An 18,444-nucleotide genomic window follows, 5' to 3' on the forward strand; every position below is an offset into this window, starting at 1 on the left:
CCCGCACCCGTACCGCCTTCTTGCGTCCACCCCTATCGAACAGGAGACCGTGATGAGCGCCCTCTACGACATCCCGCTGCGCACCCTCGACGGTGCCGCCGCTTCCCTGGCCGACCACCGCGGCAAGGCCGTCCTGGTGGTGAACGTGGCCTCCAAGTGCGGGCTCACGCCACAGTACGAAGGTTTGGAGCGGCTGCAGAAGCGGTACGCCGACCGCGGCTTCACCGTGCTGGGCGTGCCCTGCAACCAGTTCGGCGGCCAGGAGCCCGGCACCGCCGAGGAGATCCAGACCTTCTGCTCCACCACCTACGGCGTGACCTTCCCGCTGCTGGAGAAGGCCGAGGTCAACGGAGCCGACCGGCACCCGCTGTACACCGAGCTGACCCAGGTGCCGGACGCCGAGGGCGAAGCCGGCGACATCCAGTGGAACTTCGAGAAGTTCCTGATCGGCCCGGACGGCGCTGTCGTGGCCCGGTTCCGGCCCCGCACCGAGCCCGAGTCCGACGAGGTGACCGGCGCCATCGAGGCCCAGCTCCTGGGCTGAGATGCGCGAATGCGCCATGGCAGAATCCGGCCGGTCGGTGGACATTGTCCGGATCACCCCCTTCCTGGAAGGCTGTAAGCACCGCACCGGAGAGGAAGGGACCGGGCAAGTGCAGGACATCGAGTTCCGTACCGGACACCTGTGTGTCGACACGGACCCTGCGCTGTGCGTTCCCTGCCAGGAGCGGCTGGATCGGCAACTCGCCTTGCTTCCCCGGGTATACGGCGAGTTGGAGGTTGCGCTCGTACCGGCGCCGGACTCCGGCGACCGAGTGACCGGCACTGCCCGGCCCGGCATCCCCCTGAACGGGCCGGCTGTCGAGGCGCGCGCCGACATTCGAGGCACTCTCGCCTCCTGGGCCGATCTGTTGGTCGAGGGCCGGACCGTCCGTCTCCCCCTACGGACGGTGCCGGCCCTCGCGGCTTTCCTCCGCCGGCACCTCGCCTGGCTCGCCGTTCACCCGGCAGCCGAGGACGCCGCGACGGAGATCGACACGCTGCTGCGGCGATCCCTCGCGATCGCCCGGCCGCGTCACGACCGGCGGATCCCGGTGGGCCCGTGCATCGCCACGGCCTGCCGGGGCCGGCTCACCGCGGTGGCCCGCGATCCGGGCACCGCGCTGCCGTCCGCGGTCGAGTGCGACACCGACCCCACCCACACCTGGCCCCCCGAGCGCTGGCGGGCCCTGTACCGCAATCAGCCCGCCGTCCCCAGCGGGCTGAGCGCCAAGCAGATCTCGTACGCCTGGCGGATACCCGCCGGCACCGTCCCCGGGCTCGCCGAAGTGCACCGGTGGCGCCGCCACAAGGACGGTCGCCAGGTCTACTACGCCCAGGAGGACGTCCTGGACACCCTCGGCCGCGACCGGCTGGAAAGGCGCACTCACGCCTGACCCGTGGCCCGTCCCCTCGGGCCCGCGCCGCGGCCCGGCCGCCGGCGTCCCCCGCGGGCCCGCCGGCCGGAGCACTTCCCGTCCGACCAGTTCCCAACCGTCACTTCCGACCCCACCCCGACACAATTTCCACTCCGCGCACTCAGCCCACCTCGCCCACTTATTCCCCTCGGTCCACTTATTCCACGCCCACCGCTTCTCCCGCTTCCTCCACTTCTTCCGCCCGAGTCACGCGGATCGACTTCCGCCGCGGAATTCTCCCCACCGACCACAATTCTCCTGGAGCCCAGAATTCACCCGGAACGCGCGACGCACACGGAACGCAGAATTCCGGAAAACGTCCGGACGACGCGGGGCAACACAATGGCCCGCCGTTCGGGGCGGGCCACAGGTTGCTCGTGGGGGAGTAGCGAGCGGAAAACGGAATTCGTGTGCTCAGATGGCGAGTTGGGCCGGCGCGGCGGGGGCTGTCGGCCACCAGTTGGCGGGGGCCACGGTCTGAACGTCGGTGGCGAGACCAGGCCACCAGTTGGCCTGGGAGGCGACCGCGTCGGTGGTGGCGCCCGGCCACCAGTTCGCGGGGGTGGCGAGCTCGGTGCCGGTGGCCCCGTCGGGCCACCAGTTGGCCGGAACAGCGACCGTCGCATCGGAGACGGACCCCGGCCACCAGTTTCCCGGAGCCGTCGTGCCGGGTTCGGCGCCGGCGGCAGGGGCACTGGCCGCGGAGGCGATGGCCGTCCCGGCGGCGGACGACAGAACGAGCACCAGGGCCGCAACAGTGGAGTACTTGGCCGTGTACCGGATGCGCGACATGGTAATCCTTAGCGGGGGCAGGGGGACTCTCGCAGCACGACAATGGCTACGCGTTACAGATCTCAATACTGTCAAAACCAGACAGGCGAGGACCAGGTTCCGGTTGTGCGCACATGCGCACTGGCGCGAACGCGCAGGTCAGATGAGGCCGTGTGTAGAAGCGAGAACGCCCGCCTGGAAACGGCTGTCCGCCTGAAGATACCGCATGATCTCCGACACCAGGCGACTCACGGTGCGCAATGACACCCCGAGTTTCCGCGCGATTCGTTCGTCGGTGAGTCCATTGGCGAGCAACCGCAGGGTTGTGCGGTGCTGTTCGGTGAGTGCGCCTTCGCCGTCGAAACCGCTCGCCGCCTTGGCCGAGTACGGCACCGACCGCAGCCAGCAGTCCTCGTAGAGCGCCACGTAGGAGCGTACGAGGGCCGGGCCGCGGATCATCATGACCGGGCCGGACGGGTCGTCGGGATCGGCCGACACCAGGGCGCTGTGACTGTCCGCGATCAGCAGGTCGAAGGGCACCTGCTGGGCCAGTCGCACCTCCACGCCGGTGGCCGCGAGGTCGGAGAGGTATTTGCGCTGTCGCGGGGCGGAATTGATGCTCTGCCCGTAAATGGCGCGAACCTGTACCCCGCGTTCCAGCAGGGCGGAGTCCGCGGCGAGTGAGTGGACGAGTACTTCCGAACCGGGCAGCGGGCCGGGATGCATGGAACCGGTGGCCTCGCTGATGGTGGCATTGAAGTCCTGGAGGAACTGCCGCCGCCGGTCCGCTTCGGTCAGCAGTTCGACCTCGATATCGGCGGTCTCGCGCATCACCGCGGGCCGGTATCGCTCTATCAGCGCCTCGGCGGCCTCCACGATCGACGACAATTCGTCCCGTTGCGCGCGCAGCGCCTCGCGCTGCCGCGCGAGGAGGGCGATCAACGCGGTGTCCGGCTCCACCGAGTCCACTTCTTCGGGTTGCCGGCCCGGACGTATCAGCCCCAGCTCGGACAATTCCGACCAGCCGGCCTTCGCTTCGGACTCGGTGAGGCCCAGCCGGGCCGCTGCCTCGTCCGGCGGCGTGGAACCGCCCGCGCGCAGGGCCTGGTAGAGGGCGAGCGCGACATCGGCCGCATCCGCCCCACTCCGAACAGCACTGGCCACGGCTTCCCCCTTTCATCACCGCGTTCCGGACCCCGAGGCGGACCGCGGTGTGGCGACAGCACCCGAAGCGACTTTAGCAACGGTTCAGTCCTGTGCCAGCGGCCGAGGTCACTCCGCTGAGGGCCGCGCACCCCATGCCGGCGATCCATAATCGATCATTATCGGCGTCCGCGCTACTGTCCCGACAGGGCTCGGCTCACCGGTCAGGTCGCCGGACGGTGATCGAACCGGCGAACGGACCGGGGCCCGGACGCGGGTCCACGAGCGCCGGGCGGGTACCAAGAGGTGTGATGTCGGCGGAAAACGAACGGTAAAGGAGGCCGAAATGCCGCTGCCCGTCGTACTGCCGGTCGCACTGATCGGCGCCGGCAAGGTCGCCCACGCCGCCCACGTGAGAGAGATCCGCGACCTGCCGGACGACCTGCGGCTGGTCGCGGTGGTCGAACGCGACCTCGCCCACGCGGCGGCCGTCACCGGCGGCCCGGCCGGTTTCCCGGACGCGGTGGTGTGTACGGACGTCGCGGACGCGGTACGCGCCGGCGCGCGCGCCGCCCTGGTGTGCACCCCCTGGTGGACCCACCGGGACGTGGTGCTGGAGTGCCTGGCCCAGGGGCTGCCGGTGCTGTGCGAGAAGCCGGTCGGCCTGGACCTCGCCGAGATCGACGAGATGATCGCGGCCGAAGCCGCCGCCCAACTGCCGGTCGCCGCCGGCTACATGAAGCGGCACGACCCCATCGTGCGGATGTTCGTCGACCACTGCCGGGCGCACCTGGACCGGGCCCGCCGGCTCACCGTGGACATCCACGACCCCAACGCGCCGCACCAGGTCGCGCACCTGATGCCGTACCCCCCGCCGCCCTTCGGCCCGCAGCCGCCGGCCGCCCGCGCCGCACTGGCCGCGGCCCTGGGCCCGCAGGCGAGCCCGGAGCAGCAGGACGCGTACGCCCGCGGGCTCGGCGGGTCGCTGATCCACCAGGTCAACATCGTGCACGCGGTCCTCGACGGATCAGGGCGCGAGCTGGAGGGGCGGCTGCTGCACGCCGACCGGTGGGCCGGCACCGACGGCGTGGGCTGCCGGTGGCGGCCGGACGGCGAGTTGGTGGTGGACCTCACCCACCAGCGGCTGCCCGAGCACCGCCGCTACCGGGAGGTGCTGGAGTTCACCGCGCAGGACACGGTCGCCACCCTCACGCTGCCCTCGCCGTACGCCCGCGACGAGGGCGCCCGGCTCGACATCGACACCTGGGACGCGGCCGGCGGCCTCGCCGATCGGCACACCCGCACCGCCGGCCCCGGCGCCACCGGCTTCCGCCGCCAGTTGCTGGCCTGGGCCCGCTCACTGTCCGGCGACGGCCCGCCGCTGCCCGGACTGGCCGAGGTACGCCGCGACGCCCGCGTGATGCGCGAGGCGGCGCTGCGGCTGTCCTGAACCTGGCCGCCGGCCTGAACCTGCCGCCGGTCTGAACCCGATCGCTGTCCTGCGCCTGACCAGCGTCCCGAACCTGACCCCACCTCATCCGCCGTGGCCATTCGGCGGCTTCGTCAGGTGCATGCCCGTATGGGCTGCGTGTGCGCGCCGGACCGGGGTAGCCGTAGGTCAAGGAGCCCCGATGTCCGGAGGTGACCGACATGCTGATCCTGGGTTTGCTGCTCCTTGCCGGTACGGCCGTATTCACCGGCATCGTGATCGGAGACAACCGAACCGGTCTCCCTGACCACAACGTGACGGTGTTCGGCCAGCACATCGCCACGATGAACTCGCTGGAGACCTTCTGCGCGGGTATCGCCCTCGCACTGATCTTCGCGTTCGGCCTGCTGCTCGTCGCGGCGGGCAGTGCCCACCACCGCCGCCGTACCCTGAAGATCCGCGCCGCCCGCAAGGACGCGGCGCAGGCCGCCAGGGAACGGGACGAACTGGCCGCGCGGCTGAACGCCGGCGACCCGTACGCCACCACCGGCGACCCGTACGCGAGCGACGCGGCGCCGACCGTCGCCGAGCCCGCCCCCTACACCGCCGATCGCTCCGCCGACACGAACCGGGCGCCGGACGCGGACAGCGTTCCGGAACCGGCCCGTGAGTCCGAGCCGTCCACCGGGTCCACCCGGGCCGTGACGGTCCCGGAGCGGAGCCACCGGCGCCACGCCCGGCACCTGTTCGGGCACTGAGAACGCGGACCGCACCCGCGGCCCGTCACCCCGCACAATCCTCGACTGTTGTGCACACGGTCCCCCCGCCCGGCATCCGGGCGGGGGGACCGTGTGTGCGCGTGCGCTACGGCAGGGGCCAGGCCAGCCTCAGCCGTCGATGCGGTGGGTGGTCCAGAAGGACGTCAGGTCGGTGCTGGTCGCCGCCTGGGCCGCCGCCTTGAACTCGGCGGTGGTGGACACCCCGTACCAGTGCGCCGCCGCGTAGTCGTGCAGCAGCGTGGTCATCGCGGAGTCGCCGATCAGCCGCCGCAGGTCGTGCAGCGCGCACTTGCCGTACCCGTAGACCACCGTGGAGTACCGGGAGGAGTGCGCGTCCCAGTACGCCATCGAGTTGGTGATCTTCTCCGCGGACGACGCCCACGAGACGCTGTTCCAGCAGTTCGTGCCCGTCTTGCCCTCGGCGATGTCGGTGGAGTAGTCGGCGAACGCCTCGTCCAGCCACGGGTTGTTGTACTCGTCGTCGCCGACGATGCCGTACCACCACTGGTGGGCCAGTTCATGGGTGAGCGCGTTGCTGTCCACCAGGTCGAGCACGAAGCCGGGGTACTCCATGCCGCCGAACCAGAAGTTGTTGTCCAGCACGGCGTCCACCTCGGTGTACGGGTAGGCGCCGAACCGGCCGGCGTGCGCGTCGACCGCCGACTCGGAGGTGGACAGCATCGACTGGGCGCTGCTGGTGCTGATCCCGCTCACCGCGTACACGTTGACCTTCACCCCGCCCGGTGAGGTGCCCGACACCTTGCTGAACGCGCCCGCCGCCCAGGCGAAGTCGCGCACCTTGGTGGCGGTGGCCGTGGTGACCGTACGTCCCGAGGCGCCGGGGGTGTCCACCGAGGTGCCGGTGGCCGGGACCAGCAGGGAGGTGGGGTGGTCCAGGGTCACCCGGAAGTCCGCGGCCAGCGAGTAGAAGCTCTCGCCGTTGTTCGTGTACGGGTCCAGGTGCCAGCCCGAGGCGTCCCGGATCGCCAGCACCGGCAGCGCGTTGCCGATGAAGCTGAACGCCCCGTCGCGCCCGAACCGGTCCGCGCCGCTGGGCACCGCGATCTTCAGGTCGAACCCGACCGTGCCCGACTGGCCCTGGGCCAGCGGCGCCGGCAGGGTGACGTCCAGCGCGGTGCAGCCCACCGAGAGCGCGCCCGCCGTGCCGCCGGTCACGTTGGTGACCGTGATCGGCGTGGTCGGGCAGGAGCCGTGGTAGTTGTCCCACAGCCGCAGGTAGACGTCGTTCAGCGGGGTCGCCGAGGCGTTGGTGAAGGTCACGCTCTCGTGGCCGTTCCAGTTCGCGCCGGTGCTGTCGCTGGTCAGGCTCACCGTGTACGCGGGCGCGGCCGGGGTACGGGTCGCGTCCGACGGCGGCGGGGTGGTGGGCGGCGGCGTGGTCGGGGGCGGGGTCGTGCCGTCGCCCGAGGTGTTCAGCGCGACGTCGTCCAGCACGAAGCTGGTCTGCAGGCTCGAGTCCTCGGCGCCGGTGATCGCCAGGCTCGCGCTCTGCCCGGCGAACGCGGACGCGTCGATCGTCTTCTGCACGTAGCCGGTGCCGGCGTCCAGGTTGGAGTACGTGGCCAGGGTCGTGCTGCCGAGCTTGACGGTCAGCTTGTCGTACGCCGTGGAGGTGCTGGTCTCGGCGGTGTCGACGTGCAGCCAGAACGTGAGGGTGGCGGTGGTGCAGCCGGCCGGGATCGCCAGCGACTGGGAGAGCGTGTCGGTGTGCGTGCTGCCGTAGCCGTCCAGCCAGGCGAAGGAGCTGCCGGTGTGGGCGCTCTCGCCGCCGCCGGTGGTGATCACGCCGCTGGAGCTGGTCCACGGTGACGTGCCGCTCTCGAAGCCGCCGTTGGCGACCACCTGGGCCGGGGTGCAGGCCGCCGGGGCCGCGGCGGCCAGCGGGGTGCCCGCGGCGCCCGCCGCGCCGGCCAGGGCGACGCTCGCCGCGAGGGCGAGGCCGGCCGCTCCGGCGCCGGCGATCAGGGACAGTCGTCGGTTCCTCATCGTCTCATCGGGTCCTCTCGGTGGGGGGATGAGCCGTACGAAACGGGACCGTGCGGTGGAAAAGGCCCCGTTGTGCGGGGCCTTGCCCAGAGTGTGCACATGACAATGCTGTGAGCGGTAGAGGGCGTGGGGCGGATGTCCCCCCGGGGTGGTCGCCCGTTGGGGGCGGGTGCGGTTCGGGGCGGGCCGGCCGGGTCAGTCCTGGCGGCCGGAGGCGAGGGCGGCGAAGCGGAGGGCGACGTCGCGCCAGACGCGGGCGGATTCCGGTTCGTCGGCGAGGGCCCGGTGGTGGAGGGCGCCGCGGTCGAGGCCGTGCGGGGTGAGGCGGGCCGGGTCCCAGCGGGTCAGGCGGTCCGCGGCGGCCTCGGGGTGGAACTGGACGCCCCAGGCCCTGCTGCCCACCCGGAAGGCCTGGTAGGGGCAGCGCTCGCTGCTGGCCAGCCAGCTCGCTCCGGCCGGCAGCCGGACGATCCGGTCCACGTGGTTCTCGATCGCGGTCGGCCGCTGCGGCAGGTCCCGGAAGAGCGGGTCACGCGCCGCCTCGGCCCGCAGCGCGAGCCGCGTGCTGCCGAACTCCGGCTCCCCGGACCGCCCTTCCACCGCGCCGCCGGCGACCTGCGCCAGCATCTGGCCGCCCAGGCAGATCCCGAACACCGGGACCTGGTCCGTCAGCGCTTGCGCGACCAGCGCGCGTACCGGGCGCAGCCACGGCGCCCGCTCGTCCTCGTCCGGCAGGAAGCCCCCGCCCAGCACCACCAGGGCGGCGTAGGACGTGAGTTCGTCCGGCACCCGCGCGCCCGGCTCGTACGCCCGGACCACCTCCGCGCCCAGCCCGCCCTCGGCGAGCCACCCGGCCCACCGGCCCAGGTCCCCCGACACGGTGTTCTGCACGACCAGTGCCGTGGCTCCGCCCGCCACCCCGCCCGCCACCCCGTCCGTCACCCGGTCCTCCCGCTGTCCGTGCCGTCCTTGATCCGCCGCTCATTGTCGTCCTCCCCCAGCCCGGCGGCCGGGGGTGCCCCCAGCCGGGTCGTGCCGGTGGCGGGGCCCGGAGATCGTCGCCCGCGGAAACGGTCCGTTCCCTTGACAGTTCCTCCGCGCGTTGGTGACATCTGACGGGTCACGTTTGATCGTGTTTGCAATCTCCCCTCAACTCCCCCCATTTCCCGCACAAATCCACAGGTGTGCGGCCGCGCGGTCAGGGCGCGGCCAAGGAGGAGAACCCGATGAGCTTGAGCACGGACCACCGGCCGAGCGCCGGCGGCGACAGACCGGACGCCCAGGGCCGCCTCCGGATCCGCACCCCCTTCCGCGGCAGCGACCGCGCCCGGGCCCGTAGCACCGCCCCCGGCACTCCCTTCGCCACCCGCGTCCGCCGCCGGCTGGTCGCGCTCGGCGCGGCCGGGCTGCTGGTCGCCGCCGGGGTCACGGCCACCGCGGGCGCCACCGCCGCGCCCGCGCAGGCCGAGGACAACGGGGTGGGGGCCAAGCCCGCGCTGGGCTGGAGCAGTTGGAGTTTCGTCCGGCACGACCCCACGGCGCAGACCATCGAGGCCACCGCCCGGGCGATGAAGGACAGCGGCCTGGCCTCGGTGGGCTACCAGTACGTCAACGTCGACGACTTCTGGTACCCCTGCCCGGGCGGTCAGGGCCCGGCGGTGGACGAGTACGGCCGGTGGGCCACCGACACCGCCAAGTTCCCCTCCCAGGGCTCGGAGAACGGCATCCAGGCCGTCGCCGACTACGTCCACTCCCTGGGGCTGAAGTTCGGCCTGTACGTCACGCCGGGCATCTCGAAGCAGGCCGTGGCGGCGAACACGCCGATCGAGGGCACGCCGTACCACGCGCAGGACATCGCCACGACCGCCGGTGAGGCGAACTACAACTGCGGCGGCATGGTCGGCATCGACTACACCAAGCCCGGCGCGCAGGAGTTCATCGACTCCTGGGCCAAGCAGTTCGCCGGATGGGGCGTGGACTACGTCAAGATCGACGGCGTCGGCACCCCCGACGTACAGGACGTGCAGGCCTGGTCCCAGGCGCTGCGCGGCACCGGGCGCCCGATCCACCTGGAGCTGTCCAACGGCCTTGACATCAACAACGCCGCCACCTGGAACAAGCTGTCCAACGGCTGGCGCACCGGCGGCGACATCGAGTGCTACTGCGGCCCGAACGGCAGCAGCTACCCGCTGACCACCTGGTCCTCGATCTCTTCCCGCTTCGACCAGGTGGCGGCCTGGGCGCCGTACGGCGGGCCGGGCGGCTTCAACGACTACGACTCCCTGGAAGTCGGCAACGGCGCGAACGACGGGCTGACCCTCGACGAGCGCAAGACGCAGATGAGCCTGTGGTCGCTGGCCGCCTCCCCGCTCATGCTGGGCACCGACCTGACCCACCTGGACCCGGCCGACCTGGCGCTGCTGAAGAACACCGACGTGCTGGCCGTCGACCAGGACGCGATCGACGCCCACCGCGTCAGCCGCGACGGCAACACCCAGGTGTTCGCCAAGACCGAGCAGAACGGCGACACGATCGTCGGCCTGTTCAACACCGGTTCCGGCTCCCGGGTCGTCTCGGCGAGCGCGGCCGCCCTCGGACTGCCCGCCGCGCCCGACTACTCCGTGCAGGACCTGTGGAACCACACCACCACCGAGTCCGGCGGCACCGTCGCGGCGGCCGTCCCGTCGCACGGCGTGGCCCTGTTCCGGGTGCACGCCCTGGCCAAGGTCTCCGCGAGCCTCGCCCCCAGCACCACCGTCTCGCTGAGCGGCCTCGACGCGCCCACCCAGCAGGCCACCACGACCGTGACCGAGTCCTTCACCGACTACGGCGCCCGCCCGGTGAAGAACGTCCGCCTCGACCTGACCGCGCCCGCCGGCGCCACCGTCGCCCCCTCCTCGGGCGCCCGGTACGGCTCGGTCCCGGCCGGCGGCACCGCGCAGTTCTCCTTCACCGTCACCGCCGCGTCCGGCTCGGGGCTGTGGGACTCCGCCCCCGTGACGGCGACGGTGACCTACGACGACCGGTCCGGCACCGGCGGCCAGGCGACGGCCGCCGACACGATCACCGTCGGCAGCCCGGTCGCCGCCCCGTACAAGACCTACGCGTCCACCGCGGCCGGCTTCAGCCAGTCCGGTACGCAGCTGGGCATCCGTGCCCAGGGCGCGGACGTCTACGGCGGCACCGACGAGTACGGCGCGGTCTACCTGCACGGCGCAGAGCACGACGGGTCGACGACCGTGGTGAAGGTCGGCGCGCAGACCAACACCGACGCCTGGGCCAAGGCCGGGATCATGGTCCGCAACGACATCACCAACGCCTCGTCCTCGCCCGGCTTCGTCATCCTCGCCGTGACCCCGGGCAACGGCTACGCCCTCCAGTGGGACAGCAACGGCGACGGCCAGCTCGACTCCAACCAGTCGCACGCCACGGTCACGTACCCCTCGTGGCTGAAACTGGTCCGTGCCGGCACCACGTACACCGGCTACTGGTCCACCGACGGCAGCACCTGGAACCTGGTCGGCAGCGTCAGCGTGCCGCCGGCCGCGGCCACCCAGGACGTCGGCGTCTTCGCCACCGCGCACGCCGCGGGCACGACGGGCGAGGCGGACTTCGACGCCTTCTCGACCAGCTGACCGGTAGACCGAGCTGACCGGTAGACCGAGCTGACCGGTAGGCGCTGTTGACCGGCTGAACCATTCATGGCCCGTGGCCCGTACGGCTCCTCCCGCCGTACGGGCCACGGTCATGTCCGGGGTGCTCCGGCGCCCTCACCGGTCACGGGGTGAGCGCGTGCGGGGCCGGGGCGCGGCGGATGCGGGCGGTCAGGGCCGCGACGTCGTCCTCGGCGTGCTCGGCGTCCAGGTTGCCGAGGATGAAGTCGAGGCTCTGCTGCACCCCGGCGCCGGGCGGCAGCCGCAGGCCGGCCAGCCGGGCCAGGGACACGTCGATGTCCTCGTGCCGGCGCTCCACCAGGCCGTCGGTGAACATCACCAGCGTCTCGTCCGGGCCGAGCCGGCAGGTGGTCTGCTCGTAGCCGCCGATGCCGGTGCCCAGCGGCGGGCCCACCGGCAGCCGCAGCAGCGTGCCGGTGCCGTCCGGGCCGAACACCACCGGCGGCAGGTGCCCGGCGCTGACCAGCGAGCACGTGCCGCGGGCCGGGTCGACTCGGACCAGCAGGCAGGTGGCCGGGCGCCGCGAGCCGTCGCGGGCCGCGGCGGCGTCGAGCTGCCGCAGCACCCGGTGCGGGGGGAGGTCGGTGGAGGCGATGTAGCGCAGCAGCGACCGGTACGCGCTCATGTCCACGGCCGCGTCAAGCCCGTGCCCCATCACGTCGCCCATCACCAGCAGCGTGCGGCCGAAATGCAGCCGTACGGTTTCCAGCCAGTCGCCGCCCACCAGGTCGCCGCCGCCGGCCGGCAGGTAGTGCGAGGCCACGTCGAGGTTGGCGTGCGGGCGGCCGGGCTCGGCCAGCAGCGCGCGCTGGAGGTTCATCGCGGCGTCCCGTACCGCCTCGTGCCGCCGCGCGTGCCCCAGGTGGATCGCCGCGAGGCGGGCGGCGTGGTGCAGCACTGTCACCTCGGCGCCGGTGAAGGCCAGGCCGGTGCGGATGGCGACCACCGCGCCGTAGCGCCGGCCGCGGGCGACCAGCGGGACGGTGATGGCCCGCACGTCGCGCGGGGTGTGCGGCGGAAGTAATTCCGGACGCCCGGCGGTCGCCGCGCGCGCCAGTGCCTCGGGGCCGCCGCCGAGCCGGGCGGCCGGTACGTCCTCGGGCAGCAGCTCCACCGCGGCGGCCTCGCACAGCTCCCGCCGGACCAGGAACCCGGCCAGCTCCCTGCACGTCGCCGGTTCGTCCAGCGACGTCCCGATCGACTCCGCGGCGTCCTCCAACGCCCCCGCGGCGGCTTTTTCCCGGGCCTCCGCGGCGGCCGGTCCCGCCGTGTCCGCGGCGCCCTCGCCGAGCCGCTCCAATACGCCACCTCCGGACACGCCCGTCTCCCCGTGATGTCCCCGTCGTTCCGGTCACCGGCGGTGGGCGAGCGCGCCGCGGATTCGTTCCGGGCGTCCCATCCCACCAGTCGACAGGTAACCGGCTGCACCACGGCTCCGGGCGATCCGACGAACGTCGGATGAACGGTACGCTTTTCGGGGTTCACCGGGAGTGGGCCCGCCTGGCGGCGGGCCGGTTCGCCCAAGGACGCGGCTGCGCCGCGGGGCTCGCCGGGGATACTCCGGGCCCACCTGGCGGAGTGCGGTTCGCCGGGAGCGCCCCGCAGGGGCGTGGGGAACTGCGCGACAAGCCCTCCCGGGAGGTACCCCCACCGTGGCGCGGGTCGTCACCGGCCCGAAGGGGCAGTTGCTGTCGTCTCCGGACCACCGGCCGCATGTGGTTGCTCGCGCAGTTCCCCGCGCCCCTAGGTTTTCCCGGCGAACCGAACTGCGTCAGTTCTCGGTCCAGCCGTGGCGTTTGGCGACGTTGACGAGGACGCGGCGGATGGCGACGATCTGTTCGCCGGTGAGGGAGGGCACGCCCTCCAGAAGGACCTCGGTGACCTCGCGGGTGTACTCCTTCGCGCTGAGCACGTCGCAGAGCAGATTGTCCCCGTCCATCGGCACCGCGTCATCGGCGAGGCGGACGGCGGAGGCCTTGGGGCCGCGCTCGCCCTCCTCGATCTCGAACTCCACGGCCAGCCCGGTCCGCACCTGCGACTCCGGGATCAACATGTCGTTGACGTGCAGGAACACGTCCTCGCCCCCTTGCTGCGGAGCGATGAAACCGTAACCCCTCGACGGATCGAACCGCACCACACGACCAGCAACCACCGCACGAACCCCCAACCCTGCCAGCAACATCCCCGCGCCGGACCTCCGTGGCCCGGACAGCACCTACCACCCGCACGATACTGTCCTCCGCCCCCGGTCAAGCACCCATCCGCGCGACCTCGTCCTTCCGGGAGGGCCCGACGGCGGTCGGGGGGTGTGGGGCGACGGAGTGTGAGCCGGGGCGAAACGGACGCCGTACACGCCTGCCGTACGGGTGAATGCCCGGCAAAAGAGTGGACATTCCGGGCGGGTGGCCGGTCAATGAGAGGGCCGAACCGGTGGACCGCCCGTCCTCTGCGAGGAGTTCAGCCGCCGGCTTCCGCTTCGCCTGCCCTGTGAGGCCCGGCGCCAGGTCCCGCCATTCCGTCCCGGTCCCTCCGTGCTGCCCCCGGAGGACGGCGGGCGCCACGTGCCCCTTTGCCGACACCCCGGCCGTACCCCTTGCCCGTCAGGCCGCACACCGCACCCAACCATGCCGTCAGGCAGGAGACTCATCATGACCACGCTCGTCCCCAGCGCTCAGCAATCCCCGAACCAGTGGTTCCCGGGGCAGTGGAACCAAGGCCCGTTTCAGCAGCCCTGGCCCTTCGGGCCGCTGCTCTTCGCCGACCTGCCCCTCTCCGGGCCGGCGGCCGGCGGCAACACCGTGATGCTCGTCGGGCTCGGTCTCGGCGGCGCCACGCAGGTGCTGTTCGGCACCACCCCGGCCACCATCAGCGGCGGCGACCCGCTCGGCTTCACGCTGACCGTCGTCGCGCCGCCCGGAACCGGCACCGTACTGGTCACCGTCGTCACGCCGAGCGGCACCAGCAACCCGGTGCCGTACACGTACAGCGTCGGCACCGGGGCGCCGACGGCGGCCAGCATCCTGCCCAACCAGGGGCCGACGACGGGCGGTACGCCGTTCGTGATCGTGGGCACCAACCTGACCGGCGGCACCGTGACGTTCGGCGGCAACGCGGCCACCGTCCTGGCCACGACGCCGCTGGCGATCATCGGCCTGGTCCCGCCGCACGCGGCCGGCAACGTCCCGGTGGTCGTGACCACGCCGAGCGGTACCGCCACCGTGCCCGGCGGCTTCACGTACCTCGCGCCGCCGCCCCCGCCGCCGGTCGTGACCGGCACCGTCACGCCGAACACCAGCGTGGCGGCCGGCGGCGGCACGTTCACCATCGTGGGCACCAACCTGACCGGCGCCACGGTGACCTTCGGCGCCACGCCCGCCACCATCACCACCAACACGGGCACCACCATCACCGGCACCATCCCGGCGGGCACCGCCGGAACCACTGTGCCGGTCCTGGTCACCACCCCGGGCGGCACGGCCTTCGCCGGCACCCTCACCTACCTGGCGCCCCCGGTCGTCACCGTCACCGTGACGCCCCTGTCCGGCCCGGCAATCGGCGGCACCCCCTTCACCATCGTCGGCACCAACCTCTCCGGCGCGACGGTGACCTTCGGCGGCAACGCGGCCACCATCACCACCAACACGGGCACCACCATCACCGGCACCACCCCGGCGGGCACCGCGGCCACCACCGTCCCGGTGGTCGTCACCACGGCCGGCGGCTCCGTCTCCGGCGGCGCCTACACCTACGTCTGATCGTCCCCGGCACCACACCTACGAGCGGTGTCCCCGGGCCCTCCGCATCTGCGGCGGGTCCGGGGACACCGGCATGTCGTGCGGGACGGTCAGTGGCAGCCGACGCGGTAGGAGCCGTTGCCCGAGGCGGCGGAGGGGGAGGTGGCCACGGTCAGGCCGATGTAGGGGCGGCTGCGGTCCTTGGCGAAGGTGAAGGTGTCGGTGAAGGTGTAGTTCTGCGAGCCCTTGGGGAAGCGGGCGGTCTGCTGCGGCATCGTCGTGGCGCCCTGGGGAGTGGCCGAGGTGTTGCGCCACCAGGTGAGCAGGAGGGTGCCGGACGCGGTGCCGTCGTAGTGGACGGAGACCGTGGCGGTGGCCGTGCGGTTGCCGGTCGAGCAGGTGAAGCCGGTGACGGCCACGGAGGATACGTGCGGGCCGCCGGGCACCGGGGCGACGGGCCTGCTCGGGTGCGCGGACGGGGCCGCCGGGGCCGTGGCCGGCACGGTCGTCGGGGTGACCGGCGGGAGCGTCGTGGGAGCGGCCGGCGTCGTTGCGCTCTCGGTCGTCGGCGGAGTGGTGCTCGGGGAAGGCGACGCGGAGGGCGTCGCCGTGGTCGCCACGGCCGAGGGCGAGGTGGCCGCCGGGGCCGCCGCCGAGGGCCGCGCGGTGGTGGCCGTGGGACTCGGGTCCGCGCTGGTGGTCGTCTTGTCGCTCCCGGAGGCCACGGCGCTGATCGCGACGGCGCCCACCACGATCACGCCCGCGACCGCGGCGGCGAGCACCTTGGCGCGCCGGCCGAACCGGGGCGCGCGGCTCTCCCCGTCGCCCGCCGGTTCCGGCAGGGGCGGGGTGCCCGGCACGCCCACCCCTGCGGCTACGCCGGCCACCGCGGGCGGGGCCGGGGGCGCCACCAACGGTACGACCAGCGCGGCCAGTTGCCGCTGCCCGCGCTCCTCCCAGCCGGCGCCGTACGCGGCGGCGGCGACCGTGTCGACCTCGGCCACGAAGTCCGTGGCCCCCTGCGGCCGTTCACCCGGCTCCTCGGCCAGCCCGCGGGCCACCAGCGGCCGTACGGGCTCCGGCACCTGCGCGGCGAGTCCCGCCGCGGCGACGGCCGTGTTCGCCTCGGCCACGGAGTCGGTCGCGCCTTGCGGCTGTTCGCCCTGCTGGTGTGCGTCCGGGACCGGGGCGTTGGTGTGCTGTGCCGCGAGTTCCGCGGAGGCAGCGACCGTGTTCGCCTTGGCCACGGAGTCGGTGGCGCCTTGCGCTTGTTCGCCCTGCTCCTGCGCGTCCGGGACCCGGGCGGTGGCGTGCTGCGTGGCGGGATCCGCCGCTGCGGCGGCCGTGTTCGCCTTGGCTGCGAAGCCGGTGGTGTTCTGCGGCTGTTCGCCCGGCTCCTGCGCGTCCGGGGCCGGCGTCCGGGTCTGCTGGGCCGCGTCGGTGGCCGTGTACGGAGGTGTGCCGGTCAGGCCGGCGAAGAAGACGGCCGCCGTCGCATAGAGGTCGCTCGCCGGGGTCGCCGGGGCGCCCGCCCGCAGTTCGGGCGCGGCGTACGGGGACGCCGCCGCGGGCGTACGGCTCTCCGTACCGCCTTCCGCGCCGGCCGGTGCGTTGCCCGCCGCGCTGTTTCCCTCGGCGCGGGCCGCCAGACCGACCCCGCCGAGCTTGACCGTGCCCTCGGGGGTGACCAGTACGTTCGCGGGTTCGTACGCCCGGTGGACGACGCCGGCCCAGTGCGCGGCGGCCAGCCCGAGCAGCGACCCCTTCAGCACGGCCAAGGCCGCCTCGGGGGCGAGCGGGCCGTGCTCCCGCAGCAGGACGTCCAGGCCCACCCCGTCGACCGGCTCCGTCACGACCGCGGCGTGCGGGCCGTCCTCCACGTACGCGTGCAGGCGTGCCACATACGGCGATTCGAGCCCGCCGAGCTTGTCGGCCTCGCTCCGGAACGCCTCCCGGAAGGCCGCGTCCTGCGCGAGCTCCGCCGACAGGTACGTGATCGTGACGGGCACACCGCTCGCCTCGTGCCGCGCCCGCACCACCCGGCCGAACGCGCCCGTACCCAGGTCGCGCTCGGGTACGTAGCCGGCGAGCTGCCAGGGTGCGGCGTCGGGGGCGGTGGGCGCGTCGGGGGAGGGGCCCTGGGGTGCCGCCGCCTCGGGTGAGGGGGCGGCACCCTTGGCGGTCCCGGCTCCCTTGGCCGCGGCGGCGGTCGGCTGCGGCTGCTGCAGTACGGGTTCGGTGGCCGCCGTCTTCGCGTCGGCGGCGGCCTTCTTGGCGGGCGCGGCCTGCTTGGCGGCGGTGGAGGCGGTGGCCTTCCGGGCCGGGGTGGCCTTCTTCCCCGGCGCTGCCTTCTTGGCCGGGACCGCCTTCGTACCGGCGGTCGCGGCGACCTTGCGGCCCTTCACCGCCGGTGCCGCGGGCTGCGCCGGGACGGCCGCGGGAGCTTCCGCGACGGGAACCTTTTCCGCGGGCGCCGTCTGCCCGTTCGCGGGGGTGGCCTGCGCCGACTCCTCGGCGGCCACAGTCTCGCCCTTTGCGGCAGACTCCGAAGGCGCTGCCTGCCCGTTCGCCGGGGCGGCCTGCGCCGACTCCTCGGCCGTCACAGCCTCGCCCTTTGCGGCAGACTCCGAAGGCGCCGCCTGCCCCTTCGCCGGGGCGGCCTGCGCCAGCTCCTCGGCCGCCGCGGTCTCCTGACCCTTGGCGGCGGGCTGCGAGGACGTCGCTTCTCCGTTCCCAGCCGCACCCTTCCCCGCGGGCTCCGAAGCCGCCTGCCCCTCCGCAGCAGCCCCCTGACCCTCCGTCACCGCCGAAGCAGCAGCCGCATCCTTCTCGGGCCCACCCGCGGGCGCCCCCTCCTCGGGCCCACCCGCGGCCGCCCCCTTCGCGGGGGCCTCCCCAACCGGCGCGCCCTTCACCGGCGACCCCTTCTCGGGAGCCGGAGCCTGTGTCGTCTTCCGGGGCCGGGCGGCCGCGGCCTTCCCCGTTTTCGCCGCGCGCTTCGGGGCCGGGCCCGAAACGCGCCGCTGTGCGGCCGGCTGCTGCGCGTCAGCGGCCGATCCGTTGTCCTTGCCGGGTATGCCCGTGCCGTCGTGGTTGTCCACCTGATCCGCTCCTCGCGCTGCCCCTTGGGGAGGAGCCGCTGTCCGTTGCCCGCGACGCGGCTCCTCGACGCCCGCATCCGTACTCGGGCTGCTCCACCGGCGAACGGTCCGATCCGCCGGGGCCCACGGATCCTCGTCCCGCGGGAGGGCCGACGCCGAAGAGACGGCCGGGGGCCCCGGGAAACGCTCAGGGGCCGCAGGGGGGAGGAGCCGTGAGGGTCAAGAGGGTACTGCCGTACGGGGGTTCGCAAAGGATCGGGGCAGCGGCGCAACCGGGCCCGAACCCGGCCACCCGACCCGTACGCCCCTCACGTCGTCCGCCGCACCACCAGGCGTACGAAAATGGCCA

The 18,444-nt window shown here is 73.2% G+C and carries 13 protein-coding genes; 6 read left to right on the forward strand and 7 right to left on the reverse strand.

The features are described 5' to 3' along the window. The first annotated feature begins 52 nt into the window (after nucleotides 1-52). Nucleotides 53-544, forward strand: a complete 492-nt coding sequence (locus ITX44_RS03655; RefSeq protein WP_205355514.1) for a glutathione peroxidase — start codon at nucleotides 53-55, stop codon at nucleotides 542-544. 109 nt (nucleotides 545-653) lie between these two features. Continuing rightward, the gene (locus ITX44_RS03660) at nucleotides 654-1,436 is read left to right on the forward strand and encodes a hypothetical protein (protein ID WP_205355515.1); all 783 of its coding nucleotides are present in this window, start codon (nucleotides 654-656) and stop codon (nucleotides 1,434-1,436) included. 435 nt (nucleotides 1,437-1,871) lie between these two features. Here the strand turns inward: ITX44_RS03660 and ITX44_RS03665 are convergent, their stop codons facing one another. Further along, on the reverse strand, nucleotides 1,872-2,249 hold the full coding sequence (locus tag ITX44_RS03665) for a hypothetical protein (protein ID WP_205355516.1): 378 nt from the start codon (nucleotides 2,247-2,249) through the stop codon (nucleotides 1,872-1,874). A gap of 138 nt (nucleotides 2,250-2,387) precedes the next feature. After that, complete coding sequence (locus tag ITX44_RS42535) at nucleotides 2,388-3,392, reverse strand: helix-turn-helix transcriptional regulator (RefSeq protein WP_205355517.1); 1,005 nt, start codon at nucleotides 3,390-3,392, stop codon at nucleotides 2,388-2,390. A gap of 325 nt (nucleotides 3,393-3,717) precedes the next feature. Here ITX44_RS42535 and ITX44_RS03675 point away from each other — a divergent pair, with 325 nt between their 5' ends. Next, a complete protein-coding gene (locus ITX44_RS03675; RefSeq protein ID WP_205355518.1) occupies nucleotides 3,718-4,821 on the forward strand; it encodes a Gfo/Idh/MocA family protein in 1,104 nt (367 codons plus the stop codon). Nucleotides 4,822-5,021: 200 nt separating this feature from the next. After that, the gene (locus ITX44_RS03680; protein ID WP_205355519.1) at nucleotides 5,022-5,558 is read left to right on the forward strand and encodes a hypothetical protein; all 537 of its coding nucleotides are present in this window, start codon (nucleotides 5,022-5,024) and stop codon (nucleotides 5,556-5,558) included. Nucleotides 5,559-5,687: 129 nt separating this feature from the next. On the opposite strand, the gene ITX44_RS03685 is transcribed toward ITX44_RS03680, so the two are convergent. Both ITX44_RS03685 and ITX44_RS03690 read right to left on the reverse strand, forming a co-directional pair. After that, on the reverse strand, nucleotides 5,688-7,586 hold the full coding sequence (locus tag ITX44_RS03685) for a M1 family aminopeptidase (protein WP_205355520.1): 1,899 nt from the start codon (nucleotides 7,584-7,586) through the stop codon (nucleotides 5,688-5,690). Nucleotides 7,587-7,781: 195 nt separating this feature from the next. Next, a complete protein-coding gene (locus tag ITX44_RS03690) occupies nucleotides 7,782-8,516 on the reverse strand; it encodes a type 1 glutamine amidotransferase (protein WP_372440836.1) in 735 nt (244 codons plus the stop codon). A 296-nt stretch (nucleotides 8,517-8,812) separates the two neighbouring features. Between ITX44_RS03690 and ITX44_RS03695 the strand changes: the two genes are divergently transcribed. Then, on the forward strand, nucleotides 8,813-11,221 hold the full coding sequence (locus ITX44_RS03695) for an NEW3 domain-containing protein (protein WP_205355521.1): 2,409 nt from the start codon (nucleotides 8,813-8,815) through the stop codon (nucleotides 11,219-11,221). A 142-nt stretch (nucleotides 11,222-11,363) separates the two neighbouring features. On the opposite strand, the gene ITX44_RS03700 is transcribed toward ITX44_RS03695, so the two are convergent. Next, nucleotides 11,364-12,578: a PP2C family protein-serine/threonine phosphatase gene (locus ITX44_RS03700; protein ID WP_307795078.1), complete on the reverse strand. Its 1,215-nt coding sequence runs from the start codon at nucleotides 12,576-12,578 to the stop codon at nucleotides 11,364-11,366. A gap of 453 nt (nucleotides 12,579-13,031) precedes the next feature. Beyond that, a complete protein-coding gene (locus ITX44_RS03705) occupies nucleotides 13,032-13,412 on the reverse strand; it encodes a cold-shock protein (RefSeq protein WP_307795079.1) in 381 nt (126 codons plus the stop codon). Nucleotides 13,413-13,908: 496 nt separating this feature from the next. Between ITX44_RS03705 and ITX44_RS03710 the strand changes: the two genes are divergently transcribed. Beyond that, nucleotides 13,909-15,015, forward strand: coding sequence for an IPT/TIG domain-containing protein (locus tag ITX44_RS03710; protein WP_205355523.1), 1,107 nt, complete (start codon nucleotides 13,909-13,911; stop codon nucleotides 15,013-15,015). An 89-nt stretch (nucleotides 15,016-15,104) separates the two neighbouring features. On the opposite strand, the gene ITX44_RS03715 is transcribed toward ITX44_RS03710, so the two are convergent. After that, a complete protein-coding gene (locus tag ITX44_RS03715) occupies nucleotides 15,105-17,516 on the reverse strand; it encodes a serine/threonine-protein kinase (RefSeq protein WP_205355524.1) in 2,412 nt (803 codons plus the stop codon). Nucleotides 17,517-18,444 lie beyond the last annotated feature (928 nt).

This window comes from Actinacidiphila acididurans (assembly GCF_016918855.1).
Lineage (GTDB): Bacteria > Actinomycetota > Actinomycetes > Streptomycetales > Streptomycetaceae > Actinacidiphila > Actinacidiphila acididurans.